Source organism: Shimazuella kribbensis DSM 45090 (assembly GCF_000428065.1).
Classification (GTDB): Bacteria; Bacillota; Bacilli; order Thermoactinomycetales; family Thermoactinomycetaceae; genus Shimazuella; species Shimazuella kribbensis.
The window spans coordinates 74510-101393 of sequence record NZ_ATZF01000014.1 but is presented as its reverse complement, the minus strand read 5'-3'; the positions used below and the strand labels follow the sequence as shown (position 1 = coordinate 101393).

The following is a 26884-nucleotide window of genomic DNA, read 5'->3' as shown; positions in this document are numbered from 1 at the left end:
GAGGAATAAATATGGTGTTAGTTGCATACAAGTAAAAGTCGATCGAAAGTCTGAGCCTTAAGAAATAAGTTGCAAGGCTTTTTTTTGAGAATAGCATATTGTTTTAGAGGGTGTGATAACACATGGAAGAAAACAAACAACCTACTTCAGCAGTAGAGGTCGTGGAAGCTCCCACACCTTTGGTTGAATCGATAGTAGAAAATTCTACAGATACGAAACGGAACATTCACCCTGACTTATTAGATCCAAATAAATCGATGTTGAAACCTATCGTCGTTTTTCTTATACCATTAATGCTTAGCAATATTTTACAATCGCTGGGCGGGGTTGTAAGTACGATGATTATAGGGAAAGGATTAGGGGAAACTTCCCTTGCCGCTGTTAGTACGATTTTGCCTGTGAACTTTTTCCTTATATCTTTAGTTATTGGGCTTGGATCAGGGAGTTTGGTATTGATTGGACAAGCTTATGGTGCGGGAAAATTAAAAGAACTAAGCAAAACGGTAGATACGACTATCAAATTTTCTTTTTTACTGGGAACAGTGATGGCGATTATTGGAGTCGTTTTTATTGATAGGATACTAGAGATGATCAGCGCAGCTCCAGCTATACAACCAGAGGCATCCCAATTTGGGAAGATTATATTTGCGAGTCTTCCACTTATTTTTGTATATGTGAGTTATACTACCATCTTACGGGGAACAGGAGATGCAAAAACTCCATTTGTGTTTTTGTTAATCAGTACTGTCTTAAATATCGTGCTTACACCTGTGTTGACCTTTGGTTGGCTCGGTTTGCCTCAGATGGGCATATCAGGGACAGCATTAGCATATGTGCTGTCTACCTTGATATCCTTTGTGGCGCTTCTTTTCTATTTAAAATGGAAAAAACATGTCTTAGCACTAAATAAAGGCTTTTTCCAAAACATAGGCTTAGATCTTTCCATTTTAAAGTTATTAGTGAAAATTGGAATACCGTCCAGTGTACAAATGATTGCTATTTCTCTATCTGAAGTTGCTGTTGTTTTCCTTGTTAATGAGCATGGAGAACAAGCGACTGCGGCATATGGTGCAGTAATTCAAGTGTTGAATTTTGTACAGATGCCGATGCTCAGTCTCGGAATGGCAGCAGGAGTATTTGCAGCACAGTTTATTGGTGCAGGGGCAAGTCATCGATTACATGCTTTATTGCGTTACTCACTAGGTATTAATTATATACTCGGTGTAGTTTTGATCGGGATTGTTTATTTGTTCAGCAATCCAATTTTACATTTGTTTTTGAAGGAACCTAAGACGATTGAAATGGCTAATGATGTATTGTTTGCGGTGCTGTGGGCATTGATCATTTTTGGACATGCTATGATTTTATCCAGCATTATGCGAGGAACAGGTACTGTTGTCGTACCTACCATCATTACGATTGGCTGTATTTGGTTGATAATGGTTCCAGTGGCAGTCGCTTTATCGGAGCCAATGGGTTTGCTCGGCATCTGGCTCTCCTACCCTATCGCTGATGGGATTATGCTGCTGATTCTTTACCTGTTTTATGTATTGGTGTGGAAACGAAAACAACATGAGAGTTTATTTGCATCATAAGGGGCTTTCCAGCCCCTTTTTTTTATGGATGCTAAACATCTGCAAGCAAGGCGATTAACAAAGCTTTTTGGGTATGAAGTCTGTTTTCTGCTTGATTGAATACTACAGACTGCGGACCATCCAGCACTTCGGCTGATACTTCCAAATCACGATAAGCTGGCAAGCAGTGCAAGAAGATGGCATCGTCTTTGGCCTTGTTCATCATGGTTTGAGTGACTTGAAAACCAGCAAAATCGTGCAGTCGCTTTTCTTTTTCTTCTTCTTGCCCCATACTTGCCCAGACATCTGTATAAACTGCATCTGCATCTTCTACAGCAATAAGAGGGTTATTATGAAAGGTAAGCGTGGCCCCTGTTGTAGTTGCTAATGTCTCTGCTTCATTCCAGACAGTTGGATCAGGTTCATATCCTTTTGGGGTGGAGATGGTCAGGTGAATACCTGTTGCTGCTGCACCGTGCATGAGCGAATGAAGCACGTTGTTTCCATCACCGATATAAGCCACTTTTAAACCAGTCAAATGACCTTTTTCTTCTTGTAAAGTTAAAAGATCAGCGAGTGCTTGACAGGGATGATAAGGATCTGTCAAACCGTTGATTACAGGAACAGTAGTTGTTTGAGCCAATATTTCCACAGATTCATGGTCAAATGTACGAATGAGAATGGCATCAATATAGCGAGCAAGCACTTTTGCCGTATCTTCTATGGATTCCCCTCTGCCCAATTGAATGTCTTGTCGATTTAGATTCAATACATGTCCGCCTAATTGCATCATTCCCACTTCGAAAGAGACTCGCGTTCTTGTAGAAGGTTTATCAAAAATCATTGCGAGTGTTTTACCGATCAAAGGTTTAAATTCTTCATCGTTATTTGTGGATTTTTTAAGTTGATAAGCTAGATCCAGTAAGTTTGTGATTTCTTCAGGAGAAAGGTTCGTTAATGTTAACAAGCTTTTTCCTTTACAGGATTTTAGGACATGTGGAACAAACGAGGTATGCATGCAAGATCAACTCCCATTTCAGTGTGCTTCAGTCAAATAAATATGCAGATTTGTCTGGAGGAGAGTGCTGAAATTCGTATCAGACTGCTATTTAGTATAACATGACATGAATTATTATACATAAATATTAATATTTATTCAATTCCTTTTCAATGATTCCCATCACTCTTTTGCTTTTTTAAGTACAATAGAACGTATACATTTTTCCTTCATCAGAAAATGAAAAAAATAAATTTTTTGTAATATAATGGTATGATACAAATAATTGAAATAGAGAGAGTAGAAAAGATCAGCCAATGAGTAAATTGTTTAATATAAATAGCATCTTTGTTAGTAGAGAAGTAGGCAGAGGGATTAGAGGAAATTATTTTTTCGTATGTACATCCTATCGATTGATAAACAGGAACAAAATTGATTCTTACAACTGGGAGTGTAATCTTTGACACCATTATTCATTCAATGGATTCGTTTTCGAGATGATATCGGAAGTATCAGTTTGTTTTTTTATCAATGGTTAAAAACGGGGAAGTTGCCTGATATTCATTACATTCGAACGCGAAGTAGCCCGATTGAAAGAAAACTATATGTAGCACTACAAAAAGCCGGATACAAAGTCAATGCACAATATGCGATGGGACCATATCGTTGTGATTTAGCGATTCCCAAATACAAACTGGTCATCGAGTGTGATGGAGAAGCATACCACAGTTCCAAAAAGCAAAAAGCGCGTGATCGTAAGAAAGCGTATTATATACGGAAAAAACATCGATGGAAGTTATTGCGTTTTAAAGGTTCACAAATTACGAGAGAGATAGAGAAGTGCGTGGAAAAAGTTCATTTGCAAACAGGTGTAAAATAGAAAACTCCTCAAGTAGGGGATTTTGATTTGGAAGAATAGATCGTAGAAATTTGCACACTAGTTCAATAATACAAATAGAAGTCAAAAAAGAAACCAGCTCCGATTGCATGTAACGAAAGAAAAGATGGTATTAAGTTTAGAATATTAAATATAAGCAGGTATGGATCTAGGTTCTTTTGTAGTATAATAATGGTACCTGATCCCAGAAAGTCTGGTAGGAAGGGAACAACATGCAGTTTTTGATCGTCGAAACCGATGAGGCCATCAAGGTCATCTTCGTCGAGGGATCCAAGCTGATCGCGAGGGAGATCGTCGGGTTCAATACCTATCTCGTGCGCGACCCCATGGGTGAAGGTCGCCACCGCGATGTGTGGATGAACCTGACCCCTTTCAAGGGGGCGCAGCTCGATCTGACGGAGCTGGGTGTCTCGCTGGACGCCACGAGCGGACAGTTCGTTCTCCAGAACGTCTCCAAGAACGTCTTTGAGAACGACAAGGTTCTCCTGTGGACTGTGCCGGAAGGGATGATCAACCCCCCCTTCATCCGCGCTGATGACGGTATGGACTTTCTGCTGGATACGAGTTCTCTTCGGCAGGCAGGTGTGAAGCCGATCACTCTGATGAGCATCTGACCTGACATTCCGGGGTCTCGGGCGCGCAAAGACAACTGTCTTCGCGCGCCCGGCTGATTTATTATTAGAAAAACGTGAATAAGAACATTTACAAATAAAGTAGTGTGTTAAAAATACAAAGGCCGACTCCTTGCAATAAAGGAAGTCGGTTTTTTACTGAAGAAATGGAATAAAGTTATCGCTTTTTCATGTATGCAACAAATTGTAAACCGATAAATGTATATTTGTTGACAATAGTAGTATTTAAATTTATCCTAATATAGAATGCTTAAGCAGAAAGGAATTATGTTATATGTCATCATCTTCTATTTTGATTCGAAATATGGTACTTGCCGCTCTATTTGCAGCACTATTGGCAGTAGGAAGTCAAATCTCTATTCCAATCGGACCTGTCCCCATTACATTACAAACGTTGATGGTCTTACTAACTGGTGCGATCTTAGGTTCACGATGGGGTGCAATCAGCGTAATCGTCTGGATTTTATTAGCAGCAGTCGGTGCTCCGGTACTGAGTGGAGGTACAGGGGGGATGGGAGTATTATTTGGTCCAACAGGGGGATATATTTTTGGATTCTTGATTGCTGCGTTTGTGGTTGGTTTGATAATTGAACGATTAGGTCGAAACAAACATATCTCTTGGTGGCATCTGTTTCTTGTATTTATGATTGGGGGAGAATTGATTATTCATGCAGTAGGTTTCCCTTGGTTCCTGATTGCGTCCAATCTTCCTTTTAGCATGGATCTTTTCAACAAAGTATTTCTCGTCTTTTTACCAGGTGATATTGCAAAGGCTATACTGGCTACCATACTTACTTTTTCATTGTTTCGGGCGATGCCATCTTTTGCTCCGCAAGAGAGAAAGAATAAATAGTGGATACTGTTTATGAAAAGAGTTTACTTGTTGCCAATTTACAGAAATTAAATTTAAAATGATTATAGATCATTCAACCTACAGGAGGTTCCTGTGTCATCTTCTGTGATTGCTCCTGTGTTCGATGGGGAGTCACTTTCTTTCCAGGCGACCAACGCCAGTCGTCCCGTACCAATGAAGGTTAAGGTCGACAGGAGGATGGACCCTCACACACAAGAGTCCTTCTACGTCGATGAAGAAGGCAAGGAGTACCGCATCGATTCAGGCATCGTGATCTGCTGGTTTACCGACAAGGAAGGGCGCGTTTGCGCAGTTGACCAGAACGGCAAGGTCCGCTTTCCTCTGTTCATGTAATCCAGAGAGCTACAGGAAATTCTTCTTGTAAACGTGCCTCTATGTGAGGTACACCCGAGCAACTGCTTTCCAGCAGCTGTTCGGGCTCGATAACAATGGTTGTTCCAATAAAGAAAACGTATGGATTATTTATCCATACGTTTTTGCTGTGTTTAGAGGAAACTAGTATTGAAGTTGTTTTGTTTTTTCATATTGGGTAATTTTATCTTCATGTTGAAGTGTAAGCCCAATAAAATCAAGCCCATTAACTAAGCAGTGTTGGCGATAAGGATCAAGCTCAAAAGTGTATTTCAATCCGAAGTTATCCGTAACAACTAGATTTTCTACATCGACTGTTAACTGATAGCTCTCATGTTCTTTGGCGCGTTCAAATAACTCTTGTACTTGTTTTTCCGGCAACACCAATGGCAACATGCCATTTTGAAAACAGTTGTTATAAAAAATATCAGCAAATGAAGGTGCGATAACTACACGGAATCCATAGTCAGCTAAAGACCAAGGTGCGTGTTCGCGTGAGGAACCACAGCCGAAGTTTTCTCTGGCAAGGAGGATGGAAGCTCCTTGGTAGATAGGATAATTCAATACAAAGTCAGGGTTTGGTTGGCCTGCTTCGTCAAATCTCCATTCGTAGAACAGGAACTGGCCAAAACCAGAGCGTTCGATCCTCTTTAAAAATTGTTTGGGTATAATCGCATCTGTATCTATGTGCGCACGATCCAAAGGCACAACTTTACCAATATGCTTACGAAGTGACTCCATCTGCTTTCTCCTTCCGATTGAATTTCCAATTACGGATATCTACAAAATGACCTTCAATAGCTGCTGCCGCAGCCATTACAGGACTGACCAAGTGGGTTCTGCCGCCTCGGCCTTGGCGACCCTCAAAGTTACGGTTGGAGGTAGAAGCACAGCGTTCACCGGGCTGAATAATATCTGGATTCATCCCTAAACACATGCTGCATCCAGCTTCTCGCCACTCAAAACCAGCATCTAAAAAGATTTGATGCAAGCCTTCCGTTTCTGCTTGTTCTTTCACTTGTTGTGATCCAGGTACGACCATTGCTTGAACGGTAGCTGCTACCTGATATCCAGCCACTACTTCTGCTGCTGCTCGCAGGTCTTCAATACGAGAGTTGGTGCAAGAACCGATAAACACACGATCGATCGCGATTTCTGCCATCGGTGTCCCAGCAGTAAGTCCCATGTATTGCAGAGCTAATTCAGCAGCTTTTTGTTCGGTACTTGTTTCGAATGAAGCTGGATTTGGGACCAATTGAGTAATATCTGCACCCATGCCAGGGCTAGTACCCCATGTTACTTGTGGCGCAATTTCTGTTACGTCTATTTCGACACGGGTATCGTAGATTGCATCATCATCAGTGGCAAGCTCTTTCCAAGCAGCTACTGCTGTTTCCCATTCTTTGTCTTTTGGTGAATGTTTGCGACCTAGCAAATAGGAGAAGGTTGTTTCGTCTGGAGCGATCATTCCAGCACGTGCCCCAGCTTCAATCGACATATTACAAATCGTCATTCTCTCTTCCATGGACATTTGACGAATCGCTTCCCCTGTATATTCGATCACATAGCCTGTAGCGCCAGCTGTACCGATTTGGTTGATCAAATGAAGCACAACATCTTTTGCCGTCACTCCATAAGGCAGCTTTCCTTTGAAATGAACTTCCATTGTTTTGGGTTTGGATTGAGGCAGACATTGTGTTGCCATGACATGCTCTACTTCGCTAGTTCCAATCCCGAAAGCAAGTGCGCCAAATGCGCCATGGGTAGATGTATGGCTATCTCCACATACGATGGTTTTTCCGGGTAGGGTAAGTCCAAGCTCTGGCCCGATGACATGGACAATCCCTTGATTTCTACTATCCAAGTCATATAAAGTAATTTTATGATTTTGACAATTCTCTCTTAGCGTTTCAATCTGTTGGCGTGAGATAGGATCAGCAATTGGTAGGCTTCGATCGGTGGTAGGAATATTATGGTCCACCGTAGCTACTGTAAGGTCCGGTCTACGAATGGAACGCCCTGCAAGTCGCAATCCTTCAAATGCTTGAGGGGAAGTAACTTCATGAATCAAATGCAAATCTATGTAGAGGAGAGATGGTTTCCCGCTTTCTTGGTGGACGATATGTGAATCCCAAATCTTATCAAACAATGTGCGTTTTGTTGACATTTGTTTTCTCTCCCATCTCTAAATAATTGACTAAAATTATATAATTTCTAAAGAAGGACTTCAAGATGTGAAAGAAAAAAATAACGGAAATACTATCTTTGCGTTATACTAATGCGGAGGAAAATGAATAGAGGAGTATCCAAATGAATGTGCAAAAATATTTTCCCTTGATACGGTTTTGTATGGTGGGAGTGATCAATACAGGAACTTACTATGCCCTTTATCTTTTGTTTTTACATGTGTTTAGCTGGGTTTATCTCCTTTCCCATATTTCAGCTTTTGTGCTGAGTATGATTGGATCTTTTTTTATGAATACATATTTCACTTATAAAACAAAACCAAGTTTGAAGAAATTTTTCCAATTTCCTTTGACCTATGTGGTGAATATCACGATAACGACCAGTAGTGTTTACTTGTTGGTCGATCAGCTAGGAATGGATGAAAATATTGCACCACTTTTGGCTTCGTTGATCGCCATTCCTTTTACGTTTGTCGTATCCAAGAAAATATTAGTGAGCAAACCGAGTAATTCTTCTTGATAAGAAAATATACAAGGAAAAACCGCAATAGAAAATTATTATTGCGGTTTTTTCAATCGTCTTGAACTTTTGCTTTACTTCATCTCCGAATGCATTTTCATAATATTTGTATTGAATGCCTTTGTTTATATAGTGTAGGATAAAGGTAATCGTCAAAAGATTGAGGAGGTTTACAACAACCATCATCAACAAGTTCGCCAGTTCACTCCAAAAACAAACAGAAAAAGGGAATCCATGAACAAGGCACAGCTGGTCGAAGCGATTGCGGACAAGATGGGAGGCCGTCAGCAGGCCGCAGATGCGGTCGACAATGTACTGGATGCCATCGTCCGTGCCGTGGTCGCTGGTGATCGGGTATCGATCACCGGGTTCGGCTCCTTCGAGAAGGTGGATCGACCCGCCCGCTACGCCCGCAACCCGCAGACCGGTGAACGCGTCCGGGTCAAGAAGACCTCCGTGCCCCGCTTCCGTGCGGGCCAGGGTTTCAAGGACCTGGTGGCAGGCAGCAAGAAGCTGCCCAAGGGAGACGGGATTTCGGTCAAGAAGGCACCGAAGTACAGTCTCACGGCCGGCAAGGGAAGCGCGAGCAGCACCACGCGTGGCAAGGGCAGCACGAGCAGCACCACGCGTGGCAAGGGCAACACGAGCAGCACCACGCGTGGCAAGGGCAACACGAGCAGCACCACGCGTGGCAAGGGCAACACGAGCAGCACCACGCGCGGCAAGGGCAGTTCCACGCGCAACAAGAAGTGATGGTTGTGTTGTAGCCTCACTCACAAATTCTGCGGTGTAGTAACATCGTAGGATAAGCACCCTCTGGTTATTTGACTTTCATCTTCGCAGATGAATCAAAAAAACCAGAGGGTGCTGTGTTATTGTAGCTAAAATTATAAATAAAAGAAGGGTGTTGCTATGATGAAGAAAGAAATTAACTCAAATTCTGGTTTTCTGTTCTTTTCGAGTTGCTGCAAATATAAAGAAAAGATATAATTTTTTTAAATAAACAAACCAACTAGGATAGGAGCTTCCATGAGTGAAGCGGTTGTGGTTGCCTTTGGCTGGATCTTCCTCTTTATCTGTCTCATCAAGGTAAAGTGGGCTTGGCGAATCGGTTTTTTGATGAATATCGGAATCGGCATTATCTTCTATGGTGGTGCTGCTGTGGCAACACTACAGTACTTTGTCGGTTCTGGCATCATGACCATTCGGATTCTTCTCCTCTACATTCCCTTTGTTGTCCTCTCGTTTGGGAAGAAGGAAAAGCTGCTTGATTTCACAGGTGTCGTGGTGAGTCAAGTTGTCTTTGCGGCGTTGTGGAGCGCCACCTTTATCATCCCTGATCGCACAGTAGATATGCTGGTAGGCTATTTCGCAGTTATGGTAGCTTACTTCTACTACGCGGACGTCAGGAAGAAGGGGTGGCGGAAAGAAGAAACAAAGCTTCAAGAAGAGGAGCTTCAAGTGGAAGAGGAGCCTCAGGAGGAATGCAAGCCTCAGAGAAAGACGCATCCCGCGGGAAAGCGAAACTCTAGAAGGAAGCGAAACCTCAAGAGGAAGCGAAACTTCAGAAGAAAGCAAAACCTCAGGAGGAGGCATAACCTTCGAAGGAGGCGAAACTTCCAAAGGAAGCATAACTCAAGAGGGAGATAAGTCCAAAAGGTGAAACAGCAAACATCAGTCTTAGTTGGTGTCGAGTGACAAAATCCTTGTTACTCGACCCAAATTCTGAAAATTAACTCATATGCTTAAATAGAAGAATAATTGTAGTTTTCAGGGTTTTAATTAGAAAGGGAGTTAGTGTGAGGTTTTTCGTTCCATAAACGAGGCGATTAGATTAGCAACATACTATCGAAAACGGAGGGTTTCCCTCTGTTTTTTTGTTTTTTAATATGAGGCGACGATTGAACCTAACAATAGATTCAGTCGTCGTAATACTCCTCCTTATCAGAGGAGCGATAGGACACTTATGGTTTGAGATGTTCTACTCCATATACCAAGCATATGGTTCCCATCGCACCTGATTGCTTGCGGTATGGGCTGAAAAGACCATCGTAGAAGGTACATGCCAGACACAGGAGGTAAAGGGCGATATATACTATTTCTCCAGAAATCGCACCTACTATTTCCCTAGCAATAGCATAATTTAAACGAAAATTACTTGGTTTATTTAGATAAATAGTAAATTCTATATACGACTTGAATTTTTCTTGCTTGGAGTGTGATTATTGTGTTAATTTAAAGGGGATTGGACGTTCAACGGTAAGGAGAATATAGTGGGCGAGCAAAAGCCCCAGAAGGTGGACATCCATCTGAAGGAGGAACAGATCTTCGGTCGGGAGGTCGAGGCCGTCGAGATCGAAGGCAGGCGGATCACGCGCGAACAGATCTTGAAGCGACGGAGTCGAGTTCGCTGGATTACAGGCATCTATGCGCCTGTCGCTGGGATCTCGTACTCCATCAATAAGTTCGGGGAGCGTATGAAGCCACGTTTTCTCGGTGTGTTGATTCAGGCAGTGACGTTGCTTCTTGTTCTCCTTATGGCACCTTTGTTGGTGCTGGAAGGGTGGGCTGGAAAGACAACCATCCGCGTCCATGGACAGAAGATGACTCTCTCTGTGGATGAGATCAAGCGAATCCACGTCCACCCGGCACGGAAGTTCTAAACTCATCCTTCTGCACCTCCCTAAGATGTTTGTTATCTTAGGGAGGTGCGCCGTTATATAGGGATTAAAGTCTCCAATAGGATAGAGCCTATTCCTTCATAAGGAACAAACAAAGACCCTTTTCGCATTCACTTCATTCGAAAGGGTCTTTCTGTTATTTGTGATACATCCATTCTTTTTTCTTTTGTTTTTCTCTTACATACTGGGGTTGAATGACTTTTTCATCAATAATATAGTGTGGTCGGCGTTTGGATTCATAGTAAATCCTGCCGATGTATTCGCCGATGACACCAATCGAAATCAATTGTATTCCGCCTAAGAAACCAATCGATGCAATGATGGTGAAATAACCTGGTATAACAACACCATGGATGAGAATTTGAATAAAGGTGTAGAACACATAAATAATATCGGAAAAAGTGACAAACATACCCATATAGATAGCAAGCCGCAGTGGTTGGTTATTAAAGGACAGTAGACCATCTAAGGCATAATTGACTAATTGACCAAATGACCATTTACTTTTGCCCTCATCTCTCAAGACGTTTTCGTATTCAATCACATACTCGCGAAATCCAATCCACGAAAATAAGCCTTTGGAAAAGCGATTGTATTCTTGCAGAGATAAGAGAGCATCGACTGCTCTTCTACTGAGCAATCGAAAATCGCCAACACCATCTGTCAGCATGACATCGATCATACCATTCATCAATCGATAATAGAGTTTAGCGAATAACGTGCGAATCCCGCTTTCGCCTTTTCGACTTCGTTTGGTAATTACTTGATCATATCCATCTCGATAGGCTTGTACCATCTGAGGGATTAAGAAAGGAGGGTGTTGCAAATCTGCATCCATAATGATAACAGCTTCTCCAGAAGAGAAATTTAATCCAGCTAACATCGCAGACTCTTTACCAAAATTACGGCTAAAAGACACATAGTGCGCATGTTGATCTTTTTTAGTGATTTCTTTTAATATTTCCAGTGTACGGTCTCTGCTGCCATCATTTACAAAAACAAGTTCATAGAGGATCTGATTTTCTTGTAGAATGGTAGTGATTTCCTTGTGAAAACGATGCAAGATTGGTTCTTCGTTGTAACAAGGGATAACAATCGAAAACATCACAAACTCCTTTCTCTGTAAAATATAATTTTTCTAAAATTAAGTAAATTGAATTCGTTGGTTAGTATGTAATAGTGTACTCCTATCATTATGATTCTAGAGTATTGTTTTATACAGCGTCAACTGTGTTATGGATATAAAGTTGTAGGAAAAAAGAGAAAAGTGATTGGAGGAAACATTATGTTTCATCTTTTCATAGTAGAGGATGATCCCAAAATAACAAAGCTTTTGCAATCTCATTTGGAGAACTATGGATACATGGTATCTGTAGTTACTAATTTTTCGAATGTCTTACACCAATTTGAAGCTACTAAGCCGGATTTAATTCTCCTCGATGTCAATCTGCCTATGTATGATGGCTACTATTGGTGTAGATTAATTCGCCAACAGTCCACTTGTCCGATTCTCTTTATTTCTGCCCGTGAGGGGAAGATGGATCAAGTAATGGCTTTAGAAAATGGTGCAGATGATTATATTACAAAACCTTTTGATTATGAAATCATCGTAGCTAAGATACGGAGTCACTTGCGACGTGCTTATGGTTCTTATGCTGCTAACAAGGAGGAAAGAAAAATTCAAGTTTCCGATTTGATCTTATGGCCAGAGAAACTACTCCTGCGATGGAAGGATGCAGAAGTTAATTTGGGTTACAAAGAAACACAGTTATTGGAAACGTTAATGAAGAATCATTCTACTGTTATTAGTCGCGATCGATTATTGGATAAGCTATGGGATGATACGACTTTCGTAGATGAGAATACCCTCAATGTGTATATAGCAAGAGTACGGAAAAAATTAAAGGAACTGGGTATAGAAGATACGATCGAAACCATTCGAGGATTTGGCTATCGTTTTCTGGTTACATGGAGGTGAGGAGTAGTGAAGTTGTTTCTACGAGACCAGATGCCTTTGATTGTCGTTAACTTCTTTCAGATTGTACTTAGTTCGCTTATTTATCACTTTGATCAATCAGGCAAGTTAGAAACCGAAATTTATGTAGTTATATTGAATATATTTTTGTTACTGGTCTATCTTGGTTTTCGATATTTTTCATTGTCTTCCTTTTTTGAGAGACTGTCTGAACCAGCAAGGGAAGATCAATTAGATGAATCTTTTTCTCTGGATAGCAAAACATCATTAGGGAAAGCATTACAGGAAAGATTATATGGGCAGTATACATTGTATCAACAAGATATCCTACAGTATAAACAAAAGTTAGATCGACACACTGTTTTTATAAACCAATGGATACATCAGATGAAAACGCCTCTATCGGTGATCGATTTAACCATACAAGCAGAAGATGAGCCGATTTTTGATAGTATCCGAGATGAAGTAGACCGTTTGAAAAGAGGATTAGAGACAGTTTTATATACATCTCGTTTGGAACTATTTGAACGAGATTTTCATGCTGAGCCCGTCGGACTACATCAAGTGGTAAAACAAGTAGTTACGGATTACCGGCGTTTTTTTATTCGCAATCGTGTTTATCCGGAAATTCAGATTGATGAATCCATTTTTATTCAGTCAGATCACAAGTGGTTATGCTTTGTACTTGGACAGTTGATCACCAATTCTGTTAGGTATTCTGCTGGTGTCAGTGATAAAGTAATTTTCTCCTCTTTTCAACGTGGAAAGAAAGTGGGTTTGGAAATAATTGATTTTGGAGTTGGGATTCCCAAACAAGATAAAAAGAAAGTATTTCAACCTTATTTTACGGGTGAAAATGGTCGTTTGTATTCCGAATCAACGGGAATGGGACTTTATTTGCTGGATGAAGTATGTAAATTTCTCGATCACGAAGTGGAGTTAGAGTCAGAACAAGGGAAAGGAACCACCATACGTCTGCTTTTTCGAGAAAATATCCATTCGACCTACCTATAATAGGAATCTTTTTCAACTTACATGGATGTAAGGTTCACTTAAGATGAATCGATAGTTGTTCGACATAAAAACCATTAGAGTAAATACAGAACTTACTCAGGAAGGAATGACATAGATGGAAATGTTAAAGGTTGAGAAACTCACCAAAATTTATGAAGGAAAAGTTTCTTATCGAGCACTATCTGGGATCGATTTATCGATTGATGAAGGTGAATTTGTAGGAATCATGGGGCCGTCAGGCAGCGGGAAAACTACACTGCTCAACATGATTGCTACCATTGATACACCTACTTCAGGAAAAGTAACAATCAATGGGAAGAATCCATTTGCTCTACGGAAAAAGGATTTAGCTACTTTTCGTCGCAGACAACTTGGTTTTGTTTTTCAAGATTTTAATTTATTAGATACCCTCACAATAGAGGAAAATATTATTTTGCCTCTTACATTAGATAAAAAAAGTTTGAAAGAGATGGATCAGAAATTAGCTGAAGTGGCGAAAAAGTTAGATATAACATCCATTTTAAATAAACGAACGTTTGAAGTATCCGGCGGACAGCGTCAACGTGCAGCGATAGCACGTGCAATGATTCATTCTCCTTCGTTATTACTCGCTGATGAACCGACAGGAAACCTTGATTCAAAATCATCACGGAATGCGATGGAGTTATTGGAAAAGATCAATCAAGAAGAGAAAACAACCATGATGCTGGTGACTCATGATCCTCTTGCTGCGAGTTATTGTCATCGTGTGGTCTTTATTAAAGATGGGAAATTTTATAATGAGATCTATCGAGGAGAGAATAGACAAACTTTTTTTCAGCAAATTATCGATTTGCTTTCCTTGTTAGGAGGGGATGCTCATGAGCTTTCTTCAGTTCGCTTATAACAATGTTCGCCGAAATAAAAGAGCATATGCAGCTTATTTGTTAAGTAGTGCTTTTGCAGTCATGATTTTCTTCATCTATGCTATTTTTCTTTTTCATCCCCAAATCGCTAACTCTCTCTTTGGTAAAACGACGCAAATGGGTATGAAGACAGCCGAGTACATCATTTTTGTTTTTTCGTTTCTTTTTGTGCTGTTTTCCGTTAGTGCATTCTTAAAAACACGAAAAAAAGAGTTCGGTTTGCTTACCATTTTAGGGTCTACATCAAGTCAGCTCAATCGACTCATTTTTTTAGAAAACATGATCATTGGTTTTATTGCCATCCTTATTGGACTTATTGTTGGTTTTGTTGTATCCAAAATATTTCTTATTGTTGGTGCGATGGCAATTGGGATGAAGGCATTGCCGTTTTATTTTCCTTGGAAGGCCATCGGTTTGACGGTTGCTTCGTTCATGAGCTTATTTTTTGTCATCTCGATTCTCACTCTCTTTTTTGTTCGTAATAATAAGGTGATGGAATTATTACAGGGAGCGAAAAAACCAAAGACAGAGCCAAAAGCTTCTTGGGTGTTATCCCTGCTCACTATATTGGCGATTATCGGGGCTGTTGTTTTGGGAAGAGATTTTAATTCGGGCACATGGTTATATGTCACTGTTCTTGTTTTAATCGGAACGTATCTCATGTATACCCAATTAAGTGTTTACATGATCCGATGGATGAAGAAAAATCGCCGTTTTTTTCGAAATGGGACAAATATGCTTTGGCTTTCCGAGCTTGCTTATAAAATGAAAGATAATGCACGTATCTTTTTTATGGTTACCATCGTGACATCTATCGCTTGTTCTGCTGTCAGCATTGTATTGATATTGAATGGAATGATCAAAGAAGAGTTAGACACCCGTTTTCAGCTTGTGTATAGTACGGATGCTGCGAATCCATTTTTGCAAAAAAATAAGAAACTTATTGATCAAAAGCTAAAAGAAAATCACATACAAGCTCATCATTATCAAATAACTGTGAAAGATTTGAAATCGCCAGAACTAAAATTTGTAAGTGTGATCAAACAATCTGATTTTAATAAGTTTTCTGGTGTGATAGGTCTTAAGCCAGTGAACCTATCACAAAAAGAGTCTTTTCTTATTTTGTTTGACAATCCAAAAAAGAAGAAGATAAATAATGTTACGTTAAGTGGAGAAACAAAACAGACATACCCTGTAACTGGACAAACAGAAAGTGGAATTTCCCGATTTATTTATGATACATTAGTCATTCCAGATAGCGAATTTGCAAAAGTAAAAGGCGAAAATACTTCCACATTCAATCTGTATCATGTTCCAAACTGGGAGAATCGCAACCCTACCGCCGAGTCCATGGATACCAAAATCGGGGTTGCCCTATCGGAGGAGTTATCCAAGCAAAAGGTGCCCGTAGAATACAGTAATTTATTTTACTCTTCTGCTGCATCTTATACCGAAATGAAAAGTGCAAATAACATGATCTTATTCATCGGTTTGTTTATTGCACTTGTTTTCTCTATTTCGATGGCAAGTTTCTTGTATTTTAAACTTTACACCGATTTAGCAGATGACAAAAAACAATACCATGCGATCTCCAAAATTGGATTAAGTATTAGAGAGATGAAAAAAGTGGTTAACATTCAAATAGGTATTCTCTTTTTTGTGCCATTCTTGTTTTCTGCGATCCAGGCACTTTGGGGCGTGAGAGTGGTGGTCAAAACTCAAGCTTATGATGTTTTTCAACCCACGATAATCTCGATCTGTGCTTTCTTCATCGTACAATTGATTTGCTTTTTAGTGGTTCGTTGGCGTTATTGGTCACAGGTAAAAGAGGCAATGGTTTAATTGCATTCGTTTATGTTAAATCATCGGAAGATTGATAGAAAATAAAAAGCGGACAAGAAATCGTCCGCTTTTTATCGTTTCTTAATCTTCAGGATAACCGCCATAAAATCCCATGATTTACGTTCCTCCTCCTATTTTTTGTTTCATGCGAATTCGATAAGATTGTTCTACACAGGTGAGAAATTTGTCTCTGTCTCCCATTTTTTCATATGTACTGCTTAGATCATCTAATAAAGCGAGTTCCTGTTCGTGCATTTCATGTTGATGGGCAAGATTGCAACCTGTTTCGAATTGTTTTATTGCTTCTTCATAATGGTCTTCGGCAAGATGACAATGACCAAGAATTTGTATCGCATTAATTTGCCCTGGTACATCTTTATATTTTTTACTTATAGATAGTGCTTTCTTCATATGTTTACTAGCAATAGAAGCATCACTTTGTTCTAACCACAATTTTCCTAAATGAGTATGCACGGGTGATAACAGGACTTCTCGCTTTATTTTAGGTTGAATATGTAAGGCTTGTAGAAAACATTCCTTAGCTGAAGTCAAATCTCCTTTATTAGAAAAGATAGTACCTATTGTTGTCCAAAGCGTCAATAGTGCATCATATTCGTGATTTAGCCAAGCGATCCTCCGTCCTTTTTGAGCGTATTCAAGTGCTTTTTCAGTAAAGCCCATTTGATTAAGTACGGTGGCATATGTATCGTAATATTGAATAATGACGGATAATCTAACATTTTCTAAGAGTCTTCCTTCTGTTTCGATAGCATTTATTTCTTGTTGAAGGTGTTCCAAAGCTTCATTTGTTTTTTCAAGGTCATTTGTATTTTGTAAAAAAAGACTTTTGTTATATAACAGAAAATAGTAAAGATAGTCCCGTTTTCCACTTGGAGTGAACGAGGCTAGACCCTTTTCGGTCCATTCAATAGCTTCTTTTAATTTATTTTCGTAGAAGGCAATATTTCCTAAACTGTTAAAACAAGCAGCAAGAAGATTAGAGTGCTTTAATTCTTCGTTTTGCTCTATTTGTTGTTCAAGTAAAAGCACCGTTTCTTTGAAGAATTTCTCTGCTTGTTGCCACTTTCTTTTTTCCAAATAACACTTTCCCCATAAATAATTTGCTAAGGGAAGGAGTGTTTTGCTGTTTTCTAAATTAAATGTTTCATTTAGCTCAGTTAGCTGATTCAGAGCTTCATCGGGATTTGCTCGGATGATCTTTTCGATTTTTCCTAACTCTCTTTTCGCTTTCTGTTCTTTCTGCTCAGCATCCGAGAGTAAGCCAAAGATATCTTCTGCCACTCCCAGTGCCCCAGCATAGGCTACAATACTTTCTTCTTTTACTGTATGGTTACCTAATTCTAAGTTGCTTATCGTAGAGATAGAGACTCCAGCTTTATTAGCTACATCTTCTTGCCTTAGACCCATTTCTTTACGGCGTAAACGGAAAATTTCTCCCATTTTTTCTTTGCTCACTTTGATTTGATGCATTGGATTTCCTCCTATTCTTGAATATTTTAACGATCCCTTTTTCTATTCTTAAAATTAAAGGCAGTATCCAGATAATCCTGCTGAAAACTAAAAAGATCTAAAAAAAGGAAAACAAACAATTAAAATTGACATTATTTTCTAAATATTTTAAAATTATAACACATGCATTAGAGCTAAGGGGCTGGTGCGATGGGTCTTGATGTCTATATTACAAGGATAGAAGAAATTTGTCGTGCTATGTTTTCTAAAAATAAATTTATTGATTTCAGATTTTTTTACATGAATTTTAATTATTTAATTTTTCTCCGGGAGGTCACGAATTCTTATCTTTGTGATCATCCTTTTGAGGAGGGAGCAGATGGAAAAGGTACATCTCCTGTCGATCTGTCAAAAGATCGCTAAATATATCGTTTATAACTGTGAAGGTGAGCCATATGCATCCCAAATAGTTGCATTAGGCAATGCTCGAACAAGAAAAACATGGATAAAGGAGATTCATCTGCTCTTGCACTGTGGTAAAGCACAAAGTAAGGAAGATATATCAATAACGCAAGAGGAGTGGAATGATCTTTGGGCGTTTATTCGTGATGCTCCTATCACAGAGGTGCGTGCTTTACATATCACGATGAAGAAGTTGATCGCGGAATATGAATGGAAAAAAATCCAAGAGATGGAACGAACGGTAGCGAAAATTTTATTGGGATTGGAAGCGGAGGGATATTAGATGAAAGAAGTTTCTTGTATTTATTTAGAAACTTTAGAAGGACAACAAATTTGTTTGGAACTAGTAGAAGTAGTGCATGAGCGGATTTCTGATCAAGTAGTGCAAGTTGTAGGTAATAGCTATGATATTTTTGCTGTTCCGATGAGAGAGGAATAAGCCTTATAGGTTTGAATGAAAAGTAACAGGATGGTTTTCTCTCGAATCTAGTTTTGTTCAATCAGCAAAGCTTTGTGGTGCTGGATTAATTGGAAAATGATAGATTTTAAAATACCTGTAGGCAAACAAGAAAGGGAATGCAGTGATCCAGTTCGGTTTCAAGGGTGGAATTCACTCCTGCCATGGGGAAGGGCGATCTCGAGTTTGAGGGTCATATCTACCGCGAGGAAGATGGCCAAATAGGTCTGATCCTCTAGCACCCAGCCACCCACACAAGTTAGTTTCTACTTAAAATAGATGTCGCTGTTTATATATTTTTTTGGTTCTATCAAAAACGCGGTCATATGATACGCGTTTTTCTTTATTTTCATATTCTGAAGATTAATCCACCTGATAGGGATAGAACGAGAAGGTCATCCATTTGCGAATCGGTCCCATTGTTCATCATGAAGTATGGGGAAATTCTTTGGGTGAATATAGGAAATAATTATTACATTGTATAATAATATATTGATTCCATTTGTGCTCTTTTAAGGACTTGTAAATGTAAGCTAATCATTATAGAACAAAGAACTCAACCATTTACTGAGGAGCTATGCAAATGCAGCCAGAAGAATTAGAAGCAATTATTTCTTATATTCAACATCATTTAGACGAATCCTTATCCCTTTCCCAACTTTCGAGTTATGCAGGTTATAGTCCTTATCATTTCACCCGAATATTTAAAGAAACGATGGGGATTTCTCCGTTTTATTATATTTCCTCCCTGCGTATGCAAAAGGCGAAAATGTTGTTGTTGCACACGAAATTTCACATTCGAGATATTGGATTAGAAACTGGTCAGCAGAGTTTGGGAACATTTACTACACAGTTTACAAAACGTATCGGGGTAACTCCCTCTAAATTTCGAAAATCAGCCCAACTCGCCAAAGATTACTTCCATTCTTTAAAGCAGTTGAATCATTGGTCTCTACATAAATCTACTTCCTTAACTTCAAATAAAGTAGAAGGATTTGTAGAATCGGAATCTCCTTTTGAAGGTTTTATTTTAATCGGATTATTTCCAAAACCTGTTCCAGAAGGCCTCCCTTTATATGGAACATTGCTTTCTTCCGTAGGTCATTTTTGCTTTGATAACGTAAAACCAGGAGTTTATTACTTGATGGCAACATCCGTTTCATGGGAGATGGATGTAACTGAATTTTTAGTGCCTGAAAATACGTTGCGTTTTCGCTCGGAAACGCCGATTGTTATCAAGGATCAAAATTCCGTTCCGTATCAACAAGTAACACTTCATTCTCCTCTTCCCAACGATCCACCCATCTTGATCTCGATCCCTTTATTGATGGATATTTTTCTAAAAGGATATTACCGCAATCGATAAGAAATTTGTGATGCAAATAGCTGTTAGAATCAAGATATCAACAAGGAGCTTACAGATTAAATATACAAGTAGATAGGGGAGTTTTATGATGATACTAGGAATTCATCCTTATATTGTGACAGAAGGCCGTGGGAAAGAAGCAATTGGTTTTTATCAAGAGGCAATCGATGCACAAGTACTTCAAGTCCAGACATTTGGAGATATGCCGCAAAATCCGGATTTTCCTACACCAGATGAGATGAAGCATCTCATTATCAATGCTCATTTGAAAGTAGGGGATACCGACCTTATGATTTCGGATACATTTACGGGTCAATCCCTTCCTATAGGTGATCAAGTTACGATTTCATTAACTACCAACCATGTAGAAAAAACGAGAGAAGTATTTACGAAACTTCGAGAAGAAGGTCATGTCATTTGTGAATTGGAAGAAACGTTTTGGAGTCCATTATATGGTCAAGTGAAAGATAAATTCGGAGTGACTTGGCAAATTACAACGTTTGTAGGATAGTTTATAGCAACATGCGTCCATGATTCCATGACATGGAGAGCAGTTTTCGTTATAAATTCAACGGATACAATAGGTCATAAATAACTATTTGGAGTGATAGAGATGAGAAAACTTGTTTTATACATGCATACTTCATTGGATGGTTGTGTGGAGGGGGGGAATCCATGGGATATCAGTTGGATTTCCTATAATCAAGAATTAGAAAACTATGCAGTAGAGATTTTGCAAGATGTGGACACCGTTTTATGGGGACGCAACACTTTTCTTGGAATGCAGCAGTTTTGGACTTCCGTACCGGATAACCCTGAAAGTTCTGAGCATGAAATCAGTCATGCGCGTTGGCTAGAAAATACTATGAAAATAGCAGTTTCTCGATCGATGGAAGAAGTAGATTGGCAAAATTCCAGATTAGTCAAAGAAAATATTGCTGAAGAAGTGACGAATCTAAAAAAACAACCAGGTAAAAATATGATTATTTTAGGTAGCCCTACCCTTGCACAATCTTTGATGCAACTTGATTTAATTGATGAATACCGCTTGACGGTGAATCCTGTTGTTTTAGGCAGTGGAAAGCCATTGTTTAAAGATGTTCCAAATAAAATGGATCTAAAATTAATGGATTCTAGAGTTTTTAACTCAGGGGTTGTTGGTCTCACCTATCTACGAGATAGATAAGATCCCTATTCGAATCACAACGAATGAACAGTCAGCGTAAAATCCTATTCAAAGGTTAGAGTGAAAAGTAGCTTCGTAAATTGAAATAATGCCATTTAAATCGGATATATTCGAAAGGAGAATGGAACATGAATAAAGTTATCGTATCTTTATACTTATCATTGGATGGTGTAATGGAGGAACCAGCTTGGACAGCACCATATTTCAACGAACAAGTTGGAAAATTTCAACATGATCTTCTTTTTTCAAGCGGAGCACTTTTGCTAGGCAGAAATACATATCAAGGTATGTCTTCTGCTTGGCCTTCAATGACAGATGAAGATGGATTTGCTGATAGAATCAATAGTATTCCTAAATTTGTTCCTACTACAACGTTAGACGAGTTAGAGTGGAATGCGGATTTTATTAAAGGTGATCTCGTAGAAGAAGTAACAAAATTAAAACAAGAATTTGGTCAAGATCTCTTGATCTATGGAAGTAGCGAGCTCATTCGTACCTTAATGCAACATGACCTAATTGACGAATTTCACTTTATTGTTAATCCTATTGTTGTAGGTAAGGGTAAGCGACTATTTGAAGAAGGAATAGATACAAAAACATTAAAAATGATAAATACACAGACAACAGACACAGGAGTAGTTATTATTTCTTATGAATTGGATAAGCAAAATTCGTAAGAAGTGGGGAAAAGAGATGCAGCTATTTTGATAGGCTGGTCTCTTTTTTTGATTATGTAGGTTAATACCTGTAAACGCGTGGCACCCCGACTCCTTGGATAGAAGTGGGGTGCCGAAAGGAGTGAAATGGAAATCAGTGTATTCTGGTGACGATCGATCTGTCCCTATGGATTAAGGCAGAGATCAGTCCGAATACGTGCTTGCGCCGGGTGTTACTTGGGGCACTTGCAGTGGTCACCGCACTTGAAGCAACGGATGCAAATTGCCGCATTCTTGCAGCGCAGACGCTCGCACTTCTTGTTCTTAAGAGCCATTTCTTTTCCCTTCTTCTTAGGACAGGGTCGCCCGTCCCGTGTATATTTATTATACTATAAACAAATAAAATTTAGTATATTATGAATAAAAAATAAATGAGTGGTACGATAATCAAAAGCATATGATAGATAGGAAAGAAAATATAAATAGAGTTATAAGATAAGTGAAAAGCAGGGATTACTGATATTTTCCATTCTAGTATCCAAAAATAGACTTCGTGATGCAGGTGTGATATTTGTATAAATGCAAAAATTCATTATTTAAATAGAATGGTCGTGACACCAATGAACAATCATCCGATGTGGGGTATCCTTAACAAGGCAGTAGAATCCAAAGATATGATCTCGATATATACGGATATATCGGAGCAAGAAAATTTTTTGGTCGGATTTGTGGAGAAAGTGAAAGGGGATTATTTTTTGCTACAGCATGTGACAGCAGAAGGGTTGGAAGATGGGCATGTTGTGAGGAGAATGGGTGATATTTATCGAATCGATCAAGGTAGTCAATACGAGAGAAAACTAGTGACATTGTTTCAGGCTCAAAAACAACAACACTTTGATTTTCTCTCACCTGCTATCGAAGGTGCTTCGCCTATTGCGCGATCCTCATCTACGGATGAAGATGGAGATTTGTTAGCTAAAGTGCTCAAAAAAGCTAAGATGAAACAAAGTATGGTGACCATAAAAATCAGTGATGAAAGAAGAGAGAGTATCGATTCGATTCTAGGTTTTGTAACTATGGTGACAGACGAAATCGTAGAGATAGACAAAGTATCTTATTATGGAGAAGATGATGGGATCGTAGTTATTTTTTTACAAGATATCGAAGCTGTAAACTGCGACACGACAGATGAACTTACGACAAAGTTGTTGTATGAGCAGATACATGCATAAGTGATGAAGTGGCAATCGACTGGACTGACTTGCGTTAGTCCAGTCGGTTAAATTTCCTATACAAGGCGTAGGATTACTACTTAGGAGATGAATTCACTTTACGGAACCAATAGTGAGAGTTCTTGCGGGAGATGATGAGTGCCAGAAGCACGAAAGCTTTCTTTACACAAGATTGATTGCCTTGCTATTTTCATTCGAATCAAACTTTGAGAGTTTGATTTCCGAATAGACAATTTGAAGGGTAAAAGCTGATCTGAACTTCGCGGTTGCCCTCTGATAGATAAATTGTCGGTTGATGTTGAAGTCAGACAAGCCATACAACCACATCAGGGATTAGTAGAGACACAAAGTGAGCCAGGGTTTTCCTGTTCGGTTTGTTCTCCTTTTGCTATAGTAAGCTTGACACTCCACATGGCTGAAGCCATGGGATTCTTGGGACGGTAGCCTTCTGACTACTTCATTACCAAGCTAACCCCGTGAGTCCCACGGTTGAAAAGAGTTTTTGTTGCTATGTAATAGAATAGACTTACTTCTTGGTTTTCGCATTTCAGCCTAGTCATTTTTCGGTACGCATAGCATTTGACGTGTGCAAAACGATTGGTTTGCTGGGCCCTATATCCTATCCACTTTTCAAAGAGCAACTGTGGGTAGTTTAACAACAGAATGTATGTTTGTGAAGTTTTTTTGAAAAATTTGTCAGACTTGTGAGAGGTAGAAACCTCCCTCGTCTGCAAAGTGAGACTTGCCACTTTAGTGGCTTAGCGAAACTTGTACTCCTGTGTTAATGACGCTCGCTTTCATCCCACGATTAAAACAGTGGGTTTTCTCACTCGCAAGACTATAATGGAGGAGTTTGAATGGTATATGTTGCATTGCTAAGAGGAATCAATGTTGGTGGCAAAAACAAAGTAGACATGAAATTACTTAAAAAGGCTTTTGAAGAAGTGGGTATGCGTTCTGTTGTCACCTATATCAATTCTGGTAATGTTATTTTCACCGTAGAAGATCTGTCCAAAACCGAAATAGCGGGCATGTTAGAGGATGTAATTTATACGGTTTTTGGGCTAACAATCAAAGTATTGATTCGAAGCTTAGATGATATAAAAAAAATGATGCAAACCCTTCCCGATTCATGGACTAACGATCAATCCATGAGAAGTGAAGTGCTTTTTTTATGGGAAGATATTGATGATGAGACCATAATGGACAAGTTGATCTTAAAGCCAGATATCGACAAAGTAAAATACGTTTCTGGTGCTATTCTTTGGTCTATTGACAGAAAAGATGTTACGAAAAGTGGTATAGGGAAGTTTATTGGGACAAAGATCTACAAGCAAATGACCATTCGCAATATAAATACAACTCGAAAAATATATGAACTTATGCTAAGAGCCGCTTGAGTTTTGGAAATCAGCATGATTAAAAGAAAATAAAATGATTTCATGTGTTTTTAACGAAATCATTATTTCGGGATAAGATGATCTCTCGTTTTCAGTACTCCCATACTCAATCCAAGATTAAAACGATTAGCGTGTTGACACTCCCACGGCTTTAGCCGTGGGATTCTTGAGTCGTTAGCGTCCGCAATCCGTTTCCGTTTTGAACAACGCTCAAGTTCAGGGGTGTGCCATCACCCCGTCCCATGCAGTTAGAAGTGTACCCGCAAGGGCGGAACACCTGTTACCAGTGTTCTAGTCTTCTTCCTGCCTCTAATGGTTTTACTCGGCGGGAGACGTATCCATTTGCCGCCGAAACCCGATACCATTACATTTTCAAAGAACAAACCTACTACCAGTAGGATGATCACCGATCATGTGCAATAATATACAGAATATTCGTTGCTCTTGCAACCCCTTTTTGGGGTTTCGAGCAATGTCGACTGAAAGCCCACGATTCAAACCGTGGGCTTTCAGTCGACAATTGCTGTAAATAATCAAAAGCGATATACTAATTTACCAATAATTATTTATGTATTCGGAAATTCTAAAAAATGCTATCCTTATGGTTAGCACTTTTTGAATAATCAAGATAGATTTATTATTTCTCTAAAAAGAAATGGTATTTGTGGAAATTAGAAAATGAAGGTGCACATATGACTTGGAAACAGATAAACAAAATTATGCTTCTAATCTCATTTGGTATTATTTGTTATTTGTATGGGGTATTCGGGTTCTTTCTTAGTGTGTGTGACATTGCATTTAAATGGGAAGTTTTACTCGTTATCGTTGTGCTATTGCTTTTTTATTTGTTGTTCCATTTTCTGATTAGGGAACATCTTTTTTTGGCCACTCCAAATAAACGAATAAGGGGATATTATCGGATTGCTGCTAGCGTTGGATGCTTGTCTGTGCTGCTTCTTATGATCGCAATAGGAGATTGGAAAGAAAGTATACATTTTACTAGCAAAAAATGGAGAGAAAGAGTAGATCAAAGAGTATTTATCGTGGACAATCTACTGCATCATTATCGATTGAAAGGAAAATCGAAAGCAGAAGTCATTCAACTTCTAGGTAAACCAACAGAAACCGAATACTTCAAGCAATCTAATAACATTGTATACTATTTAGGAGATGAGAGAGGATATATATCGATTGATAGTGAATGGTTAGTAGTTACTTTTGGAAATAATAGGGAAGATAAAGTTTCAAAAGTAGAGATTGTGACTGATTAATATGCAATCTATAGAATAGATAACCATATAAATTTATATGATTATCTATTTTTTTATTGACATATTCGCATATTATTATTTAAATAAATATTAAGTTCCATTTTAAAGAAAGCGTTTTCACAATGTGGAAAAACTATGATAAACACATACTTCGAGGGGGAATTGTTTTGTTCAGTCGAGCGATCGTAAAAAAAATAAGTAAGAGTTATGTCAATGGTCTTACTACCTCAGATCTAGGAAAACCAGATTATGCAAAAGCAGTGGAGCAGCATGAACAATATGTAGATGCTCTAAAAAAATGTGGACTAGAAGTGATTGTTCTAGAAGCAGATGAGAATTTTCCAGATTCTACTTTTGTAGAGGATACAGCTGTGTTAACAACAAATAGCGCAATCATTACGAATCCTGGAGCAGAAAGTCGTAACGGAGAGGTTAAAGAAATAAGAGAAGTTGTAAAAAAATATTATGACAAGTTGGAAGAGATCCAATCCCCTGGATTTTTAGATGGCGGCGATGTATTGCAGATCGATAAACATTTTTATGTAGGTCTATCTGCACGTACGAATCGAGAAGGAGCAGAACAGTTTGCAAAAATACAAGCCGAATATGGATATGAAACAACAATCGTACCACTGGAAAAATTTTTCCATCTCAAAACGGGAATTGCTTATTTAGGTAACAACGACTTAGTAGTGGCTGGCGAGTTTGTGGATCATCCTGTTTTCCAAGACTACAACAAGATTGTGGTGGATGCTGTTGAAGAATACGCTGCCAACTGTATTCGAATCAATGATTATGTTGTTATTCCACAAGGTTTCAGTGATGCAAAACAAAAAATAGAGGCTGCTGGTTATACCGTTATTGAACTAGATATGTCCGAGATTCAAAAACAAGATGGCGGTTTGAGTTGTTTATCCTTGCGTTTTTAATAAATA

The 26884-nt window shown here is 39.0% G+C and carries 28 protein-coding genes; 23 read left to right on the top strand and 5 right to left on the bottom strand.

Features of this window, described 5'->3' with window-relative positions:
• The first annotated feature begins 122 nt into the window (after positions 1–122).
• Positions 123–1595: an MATE family efflux transporter gene (locus A3GQ_RS0117520; RefSeq protein ID WP_051272005.1), complete on the top strand. Its 1473-nt coding sequence runs from the start codon at positions 123–125 to the stop codon at positions 1593–1595.
• Between the two features lie 31 nt (positions 1596–1626).
• Here the strand turns inward: A3GQ_RS0117520 and argF are convergent, their stop codons facing one another.
• Positions 1627–2592 carry an ornithine carbamoyltransferase gene (gene argF / locus A3GQ_RS0117515; RefSeq protein ID WP_028778166.1) on the bottom strand — a complete coding sequence of 322 codons (966 nt, stop codon included), beginning with the start codon at positions 2590–2592 and terminating at the stop codon, positions 1627–1629.
• 439 nt (positions 2593–3031) lie between these two features.
• On the opposite strand from argF, the gene A3GQ_RS24800 reads away from it, so the two are divergent.
• The 4 genes from A3GQ_RS24800 to A3GQ_RS0117495 all read left to right on the top strand — a co-directional run bounded on the left by A3GQ_RS24800 (position 3032) and on the right by A3GQ_RS0117495 (position 5308).
• The gene (locus A3GQ_RS24800) at positions 3032–3451 is read left to right on the top strand and encodes an endonuclease domain-containing protein (protein WP_051272002.1); all 420 of its coding nucleotides are present in this window, start codon (positions 3032–3034) and stop codon (positions 3449–3451) included.
• A gap of 230 nt (positions 3452–3681) precedes the next feature.
• Positions 3682–4083 carry a hypothetical protein gene (locus tag A3GQ_RS0117505; RefSeq protein ID WP_028778165.1) on the top strand — a complete coding sequence of 134 codons (402 nt, stop codon included), beginning with the start codon at positions 3682–3684 and terminating at the stop codon, positions 4081–4083.
• A 292-nt stretch (positions 4084–4375) separates the two neighbouring features.
• Positions 4376–4954, top strand: a complete 579-nt coding sequence (locus A3GQ_RS0117500) for a biotin transporter BioY (protein ID WP_028778164.1) — start codon at positions 4376–4378, stop codon at positions 4952–4954.
• Positions 4955–5047: 93 nt separating this feature from the next.
• Positions 5048–5308: a hypothetical protein gene (locus A3GQ_RS0117495; protein WP_028778163.1), complete on the top strand. Its 261-nt coding sequence runs from the start codon at positions 5048–5050 to the stop codon at positions 5306–5308.
• A 162-nt stretch (positions 5309–5470) separates the two neighbouring features.
• Here the strand turns inward: A3GQ_RS0117495 and leuD are convergent, their stop codons facing one another.
• Both leuD and leuC read right to left on the bottom strand, forming a co-directional pair.
• The gene (leuD, locus tag A3GQ_RS0117490; protein WP_028778162.1) at positions 5471–6067 is read right to left on the bottom strand and encodes a 3-isopropylmalate dehydratase small subunit; all 597 of its coding nucleotides are present in this window, start codon (positions 6065–6067) and stop codon (positions 5471–5473) included.
• Positions 6051–7493, bottom strand: coding sequence for a 3-isopropylmalate dehydratase large subunit (gene leuC / locus A3GQ_RS0117485; protein ID WP_028778161.1), 1443 nt, complete (start codon positions 7491–7493; stop codon positions 6051–6053). The genes leuD and leuC overlap by 17 nt, the downstream gene beginning before the upstream one ends.
• A 143-nt stretch (positions 7494–7636) precedes the next feature.
• Here leuC and A3GQ_RS0117480 point away from each other — a divergent pair, with 143 nt between their 5' ends.
• The 4 genes from A3GQ_RS0117480 (at position 7637) to A3GQ_RS0117465 (ending at position 10695) form a co-directional block, all read left to right on the top strand.
• The gene (locus A3GQ_RS0117480; RefSeq protein ID WP_037465390.1) at positions 7637–8032 is read left to right on the top strand and encodes a GtrA family protein; all 396 of its coding nucleotides are present in this window, start codon (positions 7637–7639) and stop codon (positions 8030–8032) included.
• A gap of 234 nt (positions 8033–8266) precedes the next feature.
• On the top strand, positions 8267–8785 hold the full coding sequence (locus A3GQ_RS26370; protein WP_083964303.1) for an HU family DNA-binding protein: 519 nt from the start codon (positions 8267–8269) through the stop codon (positions 8783–8785).
• Positions 8786–9061: 276 nt separating this feature from the next.
• Positions 9062–9682, top strand: coding sequence for a hypothetical protein (locus A3GQ_RS0117470; RefSeq protein WP_028778158.1), 621 nt, complete (start codon positions 9062–9064; stop codon positions 9680–9682).
• Positions 9683–10305: 623 nt separating this feature from the next.
• Positions 10306–10695: a hypothetical protein gene (locus A3GQ_RS0117465; RefSeq protein ID WP_028778157.1), complete on the top strand. Its 390-nt coding sequence runs from the start codon at positions 10306–10308 to the stop codon at positions 10693–10695.
• A 154-nt stretch (positions 10696–10849) separates the two neighbouring features.
• On the opposite strand, the gene A3GQ_RS0117460 is transcribed toward A3GQ_RS0117465, so the two are convergent.
• The gene (locus A3GQ_RS0117460) at positions 10850–11818 is read right to left on the bottom strand and encodes a glycosyltransferase family 2 protein (protein WP_037465387.1); all 969 of its coding nucleotides are present in this window, start codon (positions 11816–11818) and stop codon (positions 10850–10852) included.
• A 180-nt stretch (positions 11819–11998) separates the two neighbouring features.
• Between A3GQ_RS0117460 and A3GQ_RS0117455 the strand changes: the two genes are divergently transcribed.
• From A3GQ_RS0117455 to A3GQ_RS0117440, 4 genes are all read left to right on the top strand, one after another.
• The gene (locus A3GQ_RS0117455) at positions 11999–12691 is read left to right on the top strand and encodes a response regulator transcription factor (protein WP_028778155.1); all 693 of its coding nucleotides are present in this window, start codon (positions 11999–12001) and stop codon (positions 12689–12691) included.
• 6 nt (positions 12692–12697) lie between these two features.
• Complete coding sequence (locus A3GQ_RS0117450) at positions 12698–13702, top strand: sensor histidine kinase (RefSeq protein ID WP_028778154.1); 1005 nt, start codon at positions 12698–12700, stop codon at positions 13700–13702.
• A gap of 121 nt (positions 13703–13823) precedes the next feature.
• On the top strand, positions 13824–14588 hold the full coding sequence (locus tag A3GQ_RS0117445) for an ABC transporter ATP-binding protein (protein WP_028778153.1): 765 nt from the start codon (positions 13824–13826) through the stop codon (positions 14586–14588).
• Complete coding sequence (locus A3GQ_RS0117440) at positions 14563–16449, top strand: FtsX-like permease family protein (protein WP_028778152.1); 1887 nt, start codon at positions 14563–14565, stop codon at positions 16447–16449. Before A3GQ_RS0117445 ends, A3GQ_RS0117440 begins: the two co-directional genes overlap by 26 nt.
• 117 nt (positions 16450–16566) lie before the next feature.
• Here A3GQ_RS0117440 and A3GQ_RS24790 read toward each other — a convergent pair whose 3' ends face one another.
• On the bottom strand, positions 16567–17940 hold the full coding sequence (locus tag A3GQ_RS24790) for a helix-turn-helix domain-containing protein (RefSeq protein ID WP_037465385.1): 1374 nt from the start codon (positions 17938–17940) through the stop codon (positions 16567–16569).
• Between the two features lie 358 nt (positions 17941–18298).
• Here A3GQ_RS24790 and A3GQ_RS0117430 point away from each other — a divergent pair, with 358 nt between their 5' ends.
• The 10 genes from A3GQ_RS0117430 to A3GQ_RS0117385 all read left to right on the top strand — a co-directional run bounded on the left by A3GQ_RS0117430 (position 18299) and on the right by A3GQ_RS0117385 (position 26878).
• Positions 18299–18664 carry a hypothetical protein gene (locus tag A3GQ_RS0117430; RefSeq protein ID WP_028778151.1) on the top strand — a complete coding sequence of 122 codons (366 nt, stop codon included), beginning with the start codon at positions 18299–18301 and terminating at the stop codon, positions 18662–18664.
• A complete protein-coding gene (locus tag A3GQ_RS27295) occupies positions 18665–18820 on the top strand; it encodes a hypothetical protein (RefSeq protein WP_156877795.1) in 156 nt (51 codons plus the stop codon).
• Positions 18821–19415: 595 nt separating this feature from the next.
• Positions 19416–20204: a helix-turn-helix transcriptional regulator gene (locus A3GQ_RS0117420; protein ID WP_028778150.1), complete on the top strand. Its 789-nt coding sequence runs from the start codon at positions 19416–19418 to the stop codon at positions 20202–20204.
• Between the two features lie 88 nt (positions 20205–20292).
• A complete protein-coding gene (locus tag A3GQ_RS0117415; RefSeq protein ID WP_028778149.1) occupies positions 20293–20715 on the top strand; it encodes a VOC family protein in 423 nt (140 codons plus the stop codon).
• A gap of 102 nt (positions 20716–20817) precedes the next feature.
• Positions 20818–21390 (top strand): dihydrofolate reductase family protein, encoded by a 573-nt coding sequence (locus A3GQ_RS0117410; RefSeq protein ID WP_028778148.1) that lies wholly within the window; start codon positions 20818–20820, stop codon positions 21388–21390.
• 128 nt (positions 21391–21518) lie between these two features.
• Positions 21519–22067, top strand: coding sequence for a dihydrofolate reductase family protein (locus A3GQ_RS0117405; RefSeq protein WP_028778147.1), 549 nt, complete (start codon positions 21519–21521; stop codon positions 22065–22067).
• A gap of 599 nt (positions 22068–22666) precedes the next feature.
• The gene (locus A3GQ_RS0117400) at positions 22667–23278 is read left to right on the top strand and encodes a hypothetical protein (RefSeq protein WP_028778146.1); all 612 of its coding nucleotides are present in this window, start codon (positions 22667–22669) and stop codon (positions 23276–23278) included.
• Positions 23279–24135: 857 nt separating this feature from the next.
• Entirely contained in the window at positions 24136–24678 is a 543-nt protein-coding gene (locus A3GQ_RS0117395; protein WP_028778145.1) for a DUF1697 domain-containing protein, read from the top strand.
• 692 nt (positions 24679–25370) lie between these two features.
• A complete protein-coding gene (locus A3GQ_RS25820) occupies positions 25371–25949 on the top strand; it encodes a hypothetical protein (RefSeq protein WP_169818309.1) in 579 nt (192 codons plus the stop codon).
• A gap of 122 nt (positions 25950–26071) precedes the next feature.
• The gene (locus A3GQ_RS0117385) at positions 26072–26878 is read left to right on the top strand and encodes a dimethylarginine dimethylaminohydrolase family protein (protein WP_083964301.1); all 807 of its coding nucleotides are present in this window, start codon (positions 26072–26074) and stop codon (positions 26876–26878) included.
• The last annotated feature ends 6 nt before the right edge of the window (positions 26879–26884 follow it).

What these genes read in the sequence shown, in the direction of transcription:
- A3GQ_RS0117520 (WP_051272005.1), top strand. Translation starts at nt 123, where the DNA reads ATGGAAGAAAACAAACAACCTACTTCAGCAGTAGAGGTCGTGGAAGCT.
- argF (WP_028778166.1), bottom strand. Translation starts at nt 2,592, where the DNA reads ATGCATACCTCGTTTGTTCCACATGTCCTAAAATCCTGTAAAGGAAAA.
- A3GQ_RS0117505 (WP_028778165.1), top strand. Translation starts at nt 3,682, where the DNA reads ATGCAGTTTTTGATCGTCGAAACCGATGAGGCCATCAAGGTCATCTTC.
- A3GQ_RS0117500 (WP_028778164.1), top strand. Translation starts at nt 4,376, where the DNA reads ATGTCATCATCTTCTATTTTGATTCGAAATATGGTACTTGCCGCTCTA.
- leuD (WP_028778162.1), bottom strand. Translation starts at nt 6,067, where the DNA reads ATGGAGTCACTTCGTAAGCATATTGGTAAAGTTGTGCCTTTGGATCGT.
- leuC (WP_028778161.1), bottom strand. Translation starts at nt 7,493, where the DNA reads ATGTCAACAAAACGCACATTGTTTGATAAGATTTGGGATTCACATATC.
- A3GQ_RS0117480 (WP_037465390.1), top strand. Translation starts at nt 7,637, where the DNA reads ATGAATGTGCAAAAATATTTTCCCTTGATACGGTTTTGTATGGTGGGA.
- A3GQ_RS26370 (WP_083964303.1), top strand. Translation starts at nt 8,267, where the DNA reads ATGAACAAGGCACAGCTGGTCGAAGCGATTGCGGACAAGATGGGAGGC.
- A3GQ_RS0117470 (WP_028778158.1), top strand. Translation starts at nt 9,062, where the DNA reads ATGAGTGAAGCGGTTGTGGTTGCCTTTGGCTGGATCTTCCTCTTTATC.
- A3GQ_RS0117460 (WP_037465387.1), bottom strand. Translation starts at nt 11,818, where the DNA reads ATGTTTTCGATTGTTATCCCTTGTTACAACGAAGAACCAATCTTGCAT.
- A3GQ_RS0117455 (WP_028778155.1), top strand. Translation starts at nt 11,999, where the DNA reads ATGTTTCATCTTTTCATAGTAGAGGATGATCCCAAAATAACAAAGCTT.
- A3GQ_RS0117445 (WP_028778153.1), top strand. Translation starts at nt 13,824, where the DNA reads ATGTTAAAGGTTGAGAAACTCACCAAAATTTATGAAGGAAAAGTTTCT.
- A3GQ_RS0117440 (WP_028778152.1), top strand. Translation starts at nt 14,563, where the DNA reads ATGAGCTTTCTTCAGTTCGCTTATAACAATGTTCGCCGAAATAAAAGA.
- A3GQ_RS24790 (WP_037465385.1), bottom strand. Translation starts at nt 17,940, where the DNA reads ATGCATCAAATCAAAGTGAGCAAAGAAAAAATGGGAGAAATTTTCCGT.
- A3GQ_RS0117430 (WP_028778151.1), top strand. Translation starts at nt 18,299, where the DNA reads ATGGAAAAGGTACATCTCCTGTCGATCTGTCAAAAGATCGCTAAATAT.
- A3GQ_RS27295 (WP_156877795.1), top strand. Translation starts at nt 18,665, where the DNA reads ATGAAAGAAGTTTCTTGTATTTATTTAGAAACTTTAGAAGGACAACAA.
- A3GQ_RS0117420 (WP_028778150.1), top strand. Translation starts at nt 19,416, where the DNA reads ATGCAAATGCAGCCAGAAGAATTAGAAGCAATTATTTCTTATATTCAA.
- A3GQ_RS0117415 (WP_028778149.1), top strand. Translation starts at nt 20,293, where the DNA reads ATGATACTAGGAATTCATCCTTATATTGTGACAGAAGGCCGTGGGAAA.
- A3GQ_RS0117410 (WP_028778148.1), top strand. Translation starts at nt 20,818, where the DNA reads ATGAGAAAACTTGTTTTATACATGCATACTTCATTGGATGGTTGTGTG.
- A3GQ_RS0117405 (WP_028778147.1), top strand. Translation starts at nt 21,519, where the DNA reads ATGAATAAAGTTATCGTATCTTTATACTTATCATTGGATGGTGTAATG.
- A3GQ_RS0117400 (WP_028778146.1), top strand. Translation starts at nt 22,667, where the DNA reads ATGAACAATCATCCGATGTGGGGTATCCTTAACAAGGCAGTAGAATCC.
- A3GQ_RS0117395 (WP_028778145.1), top strand. Translation starts at nt 24,136, where the DNA reads ATGGTATATGTTGCATTGCTAAGAGGAATCAATGTTGGTGGCAAAAAC.
- A3GQ_RS25820 (WP_169818309.1), top strand. Translation starts at nt 25,371, where the DNA reads ATGACTTGGAAACAGATAAACAAAATTATGCTTCTAATCTCATTTGGT.
- A3GQ_RS0117385 (WP_083964301.1), top strand. Translation starts at nt 26,072, where the DNA reads ATGTGGAAAAACTATGATAAACACATACTTCGAGGGGGAATTGTTTTG.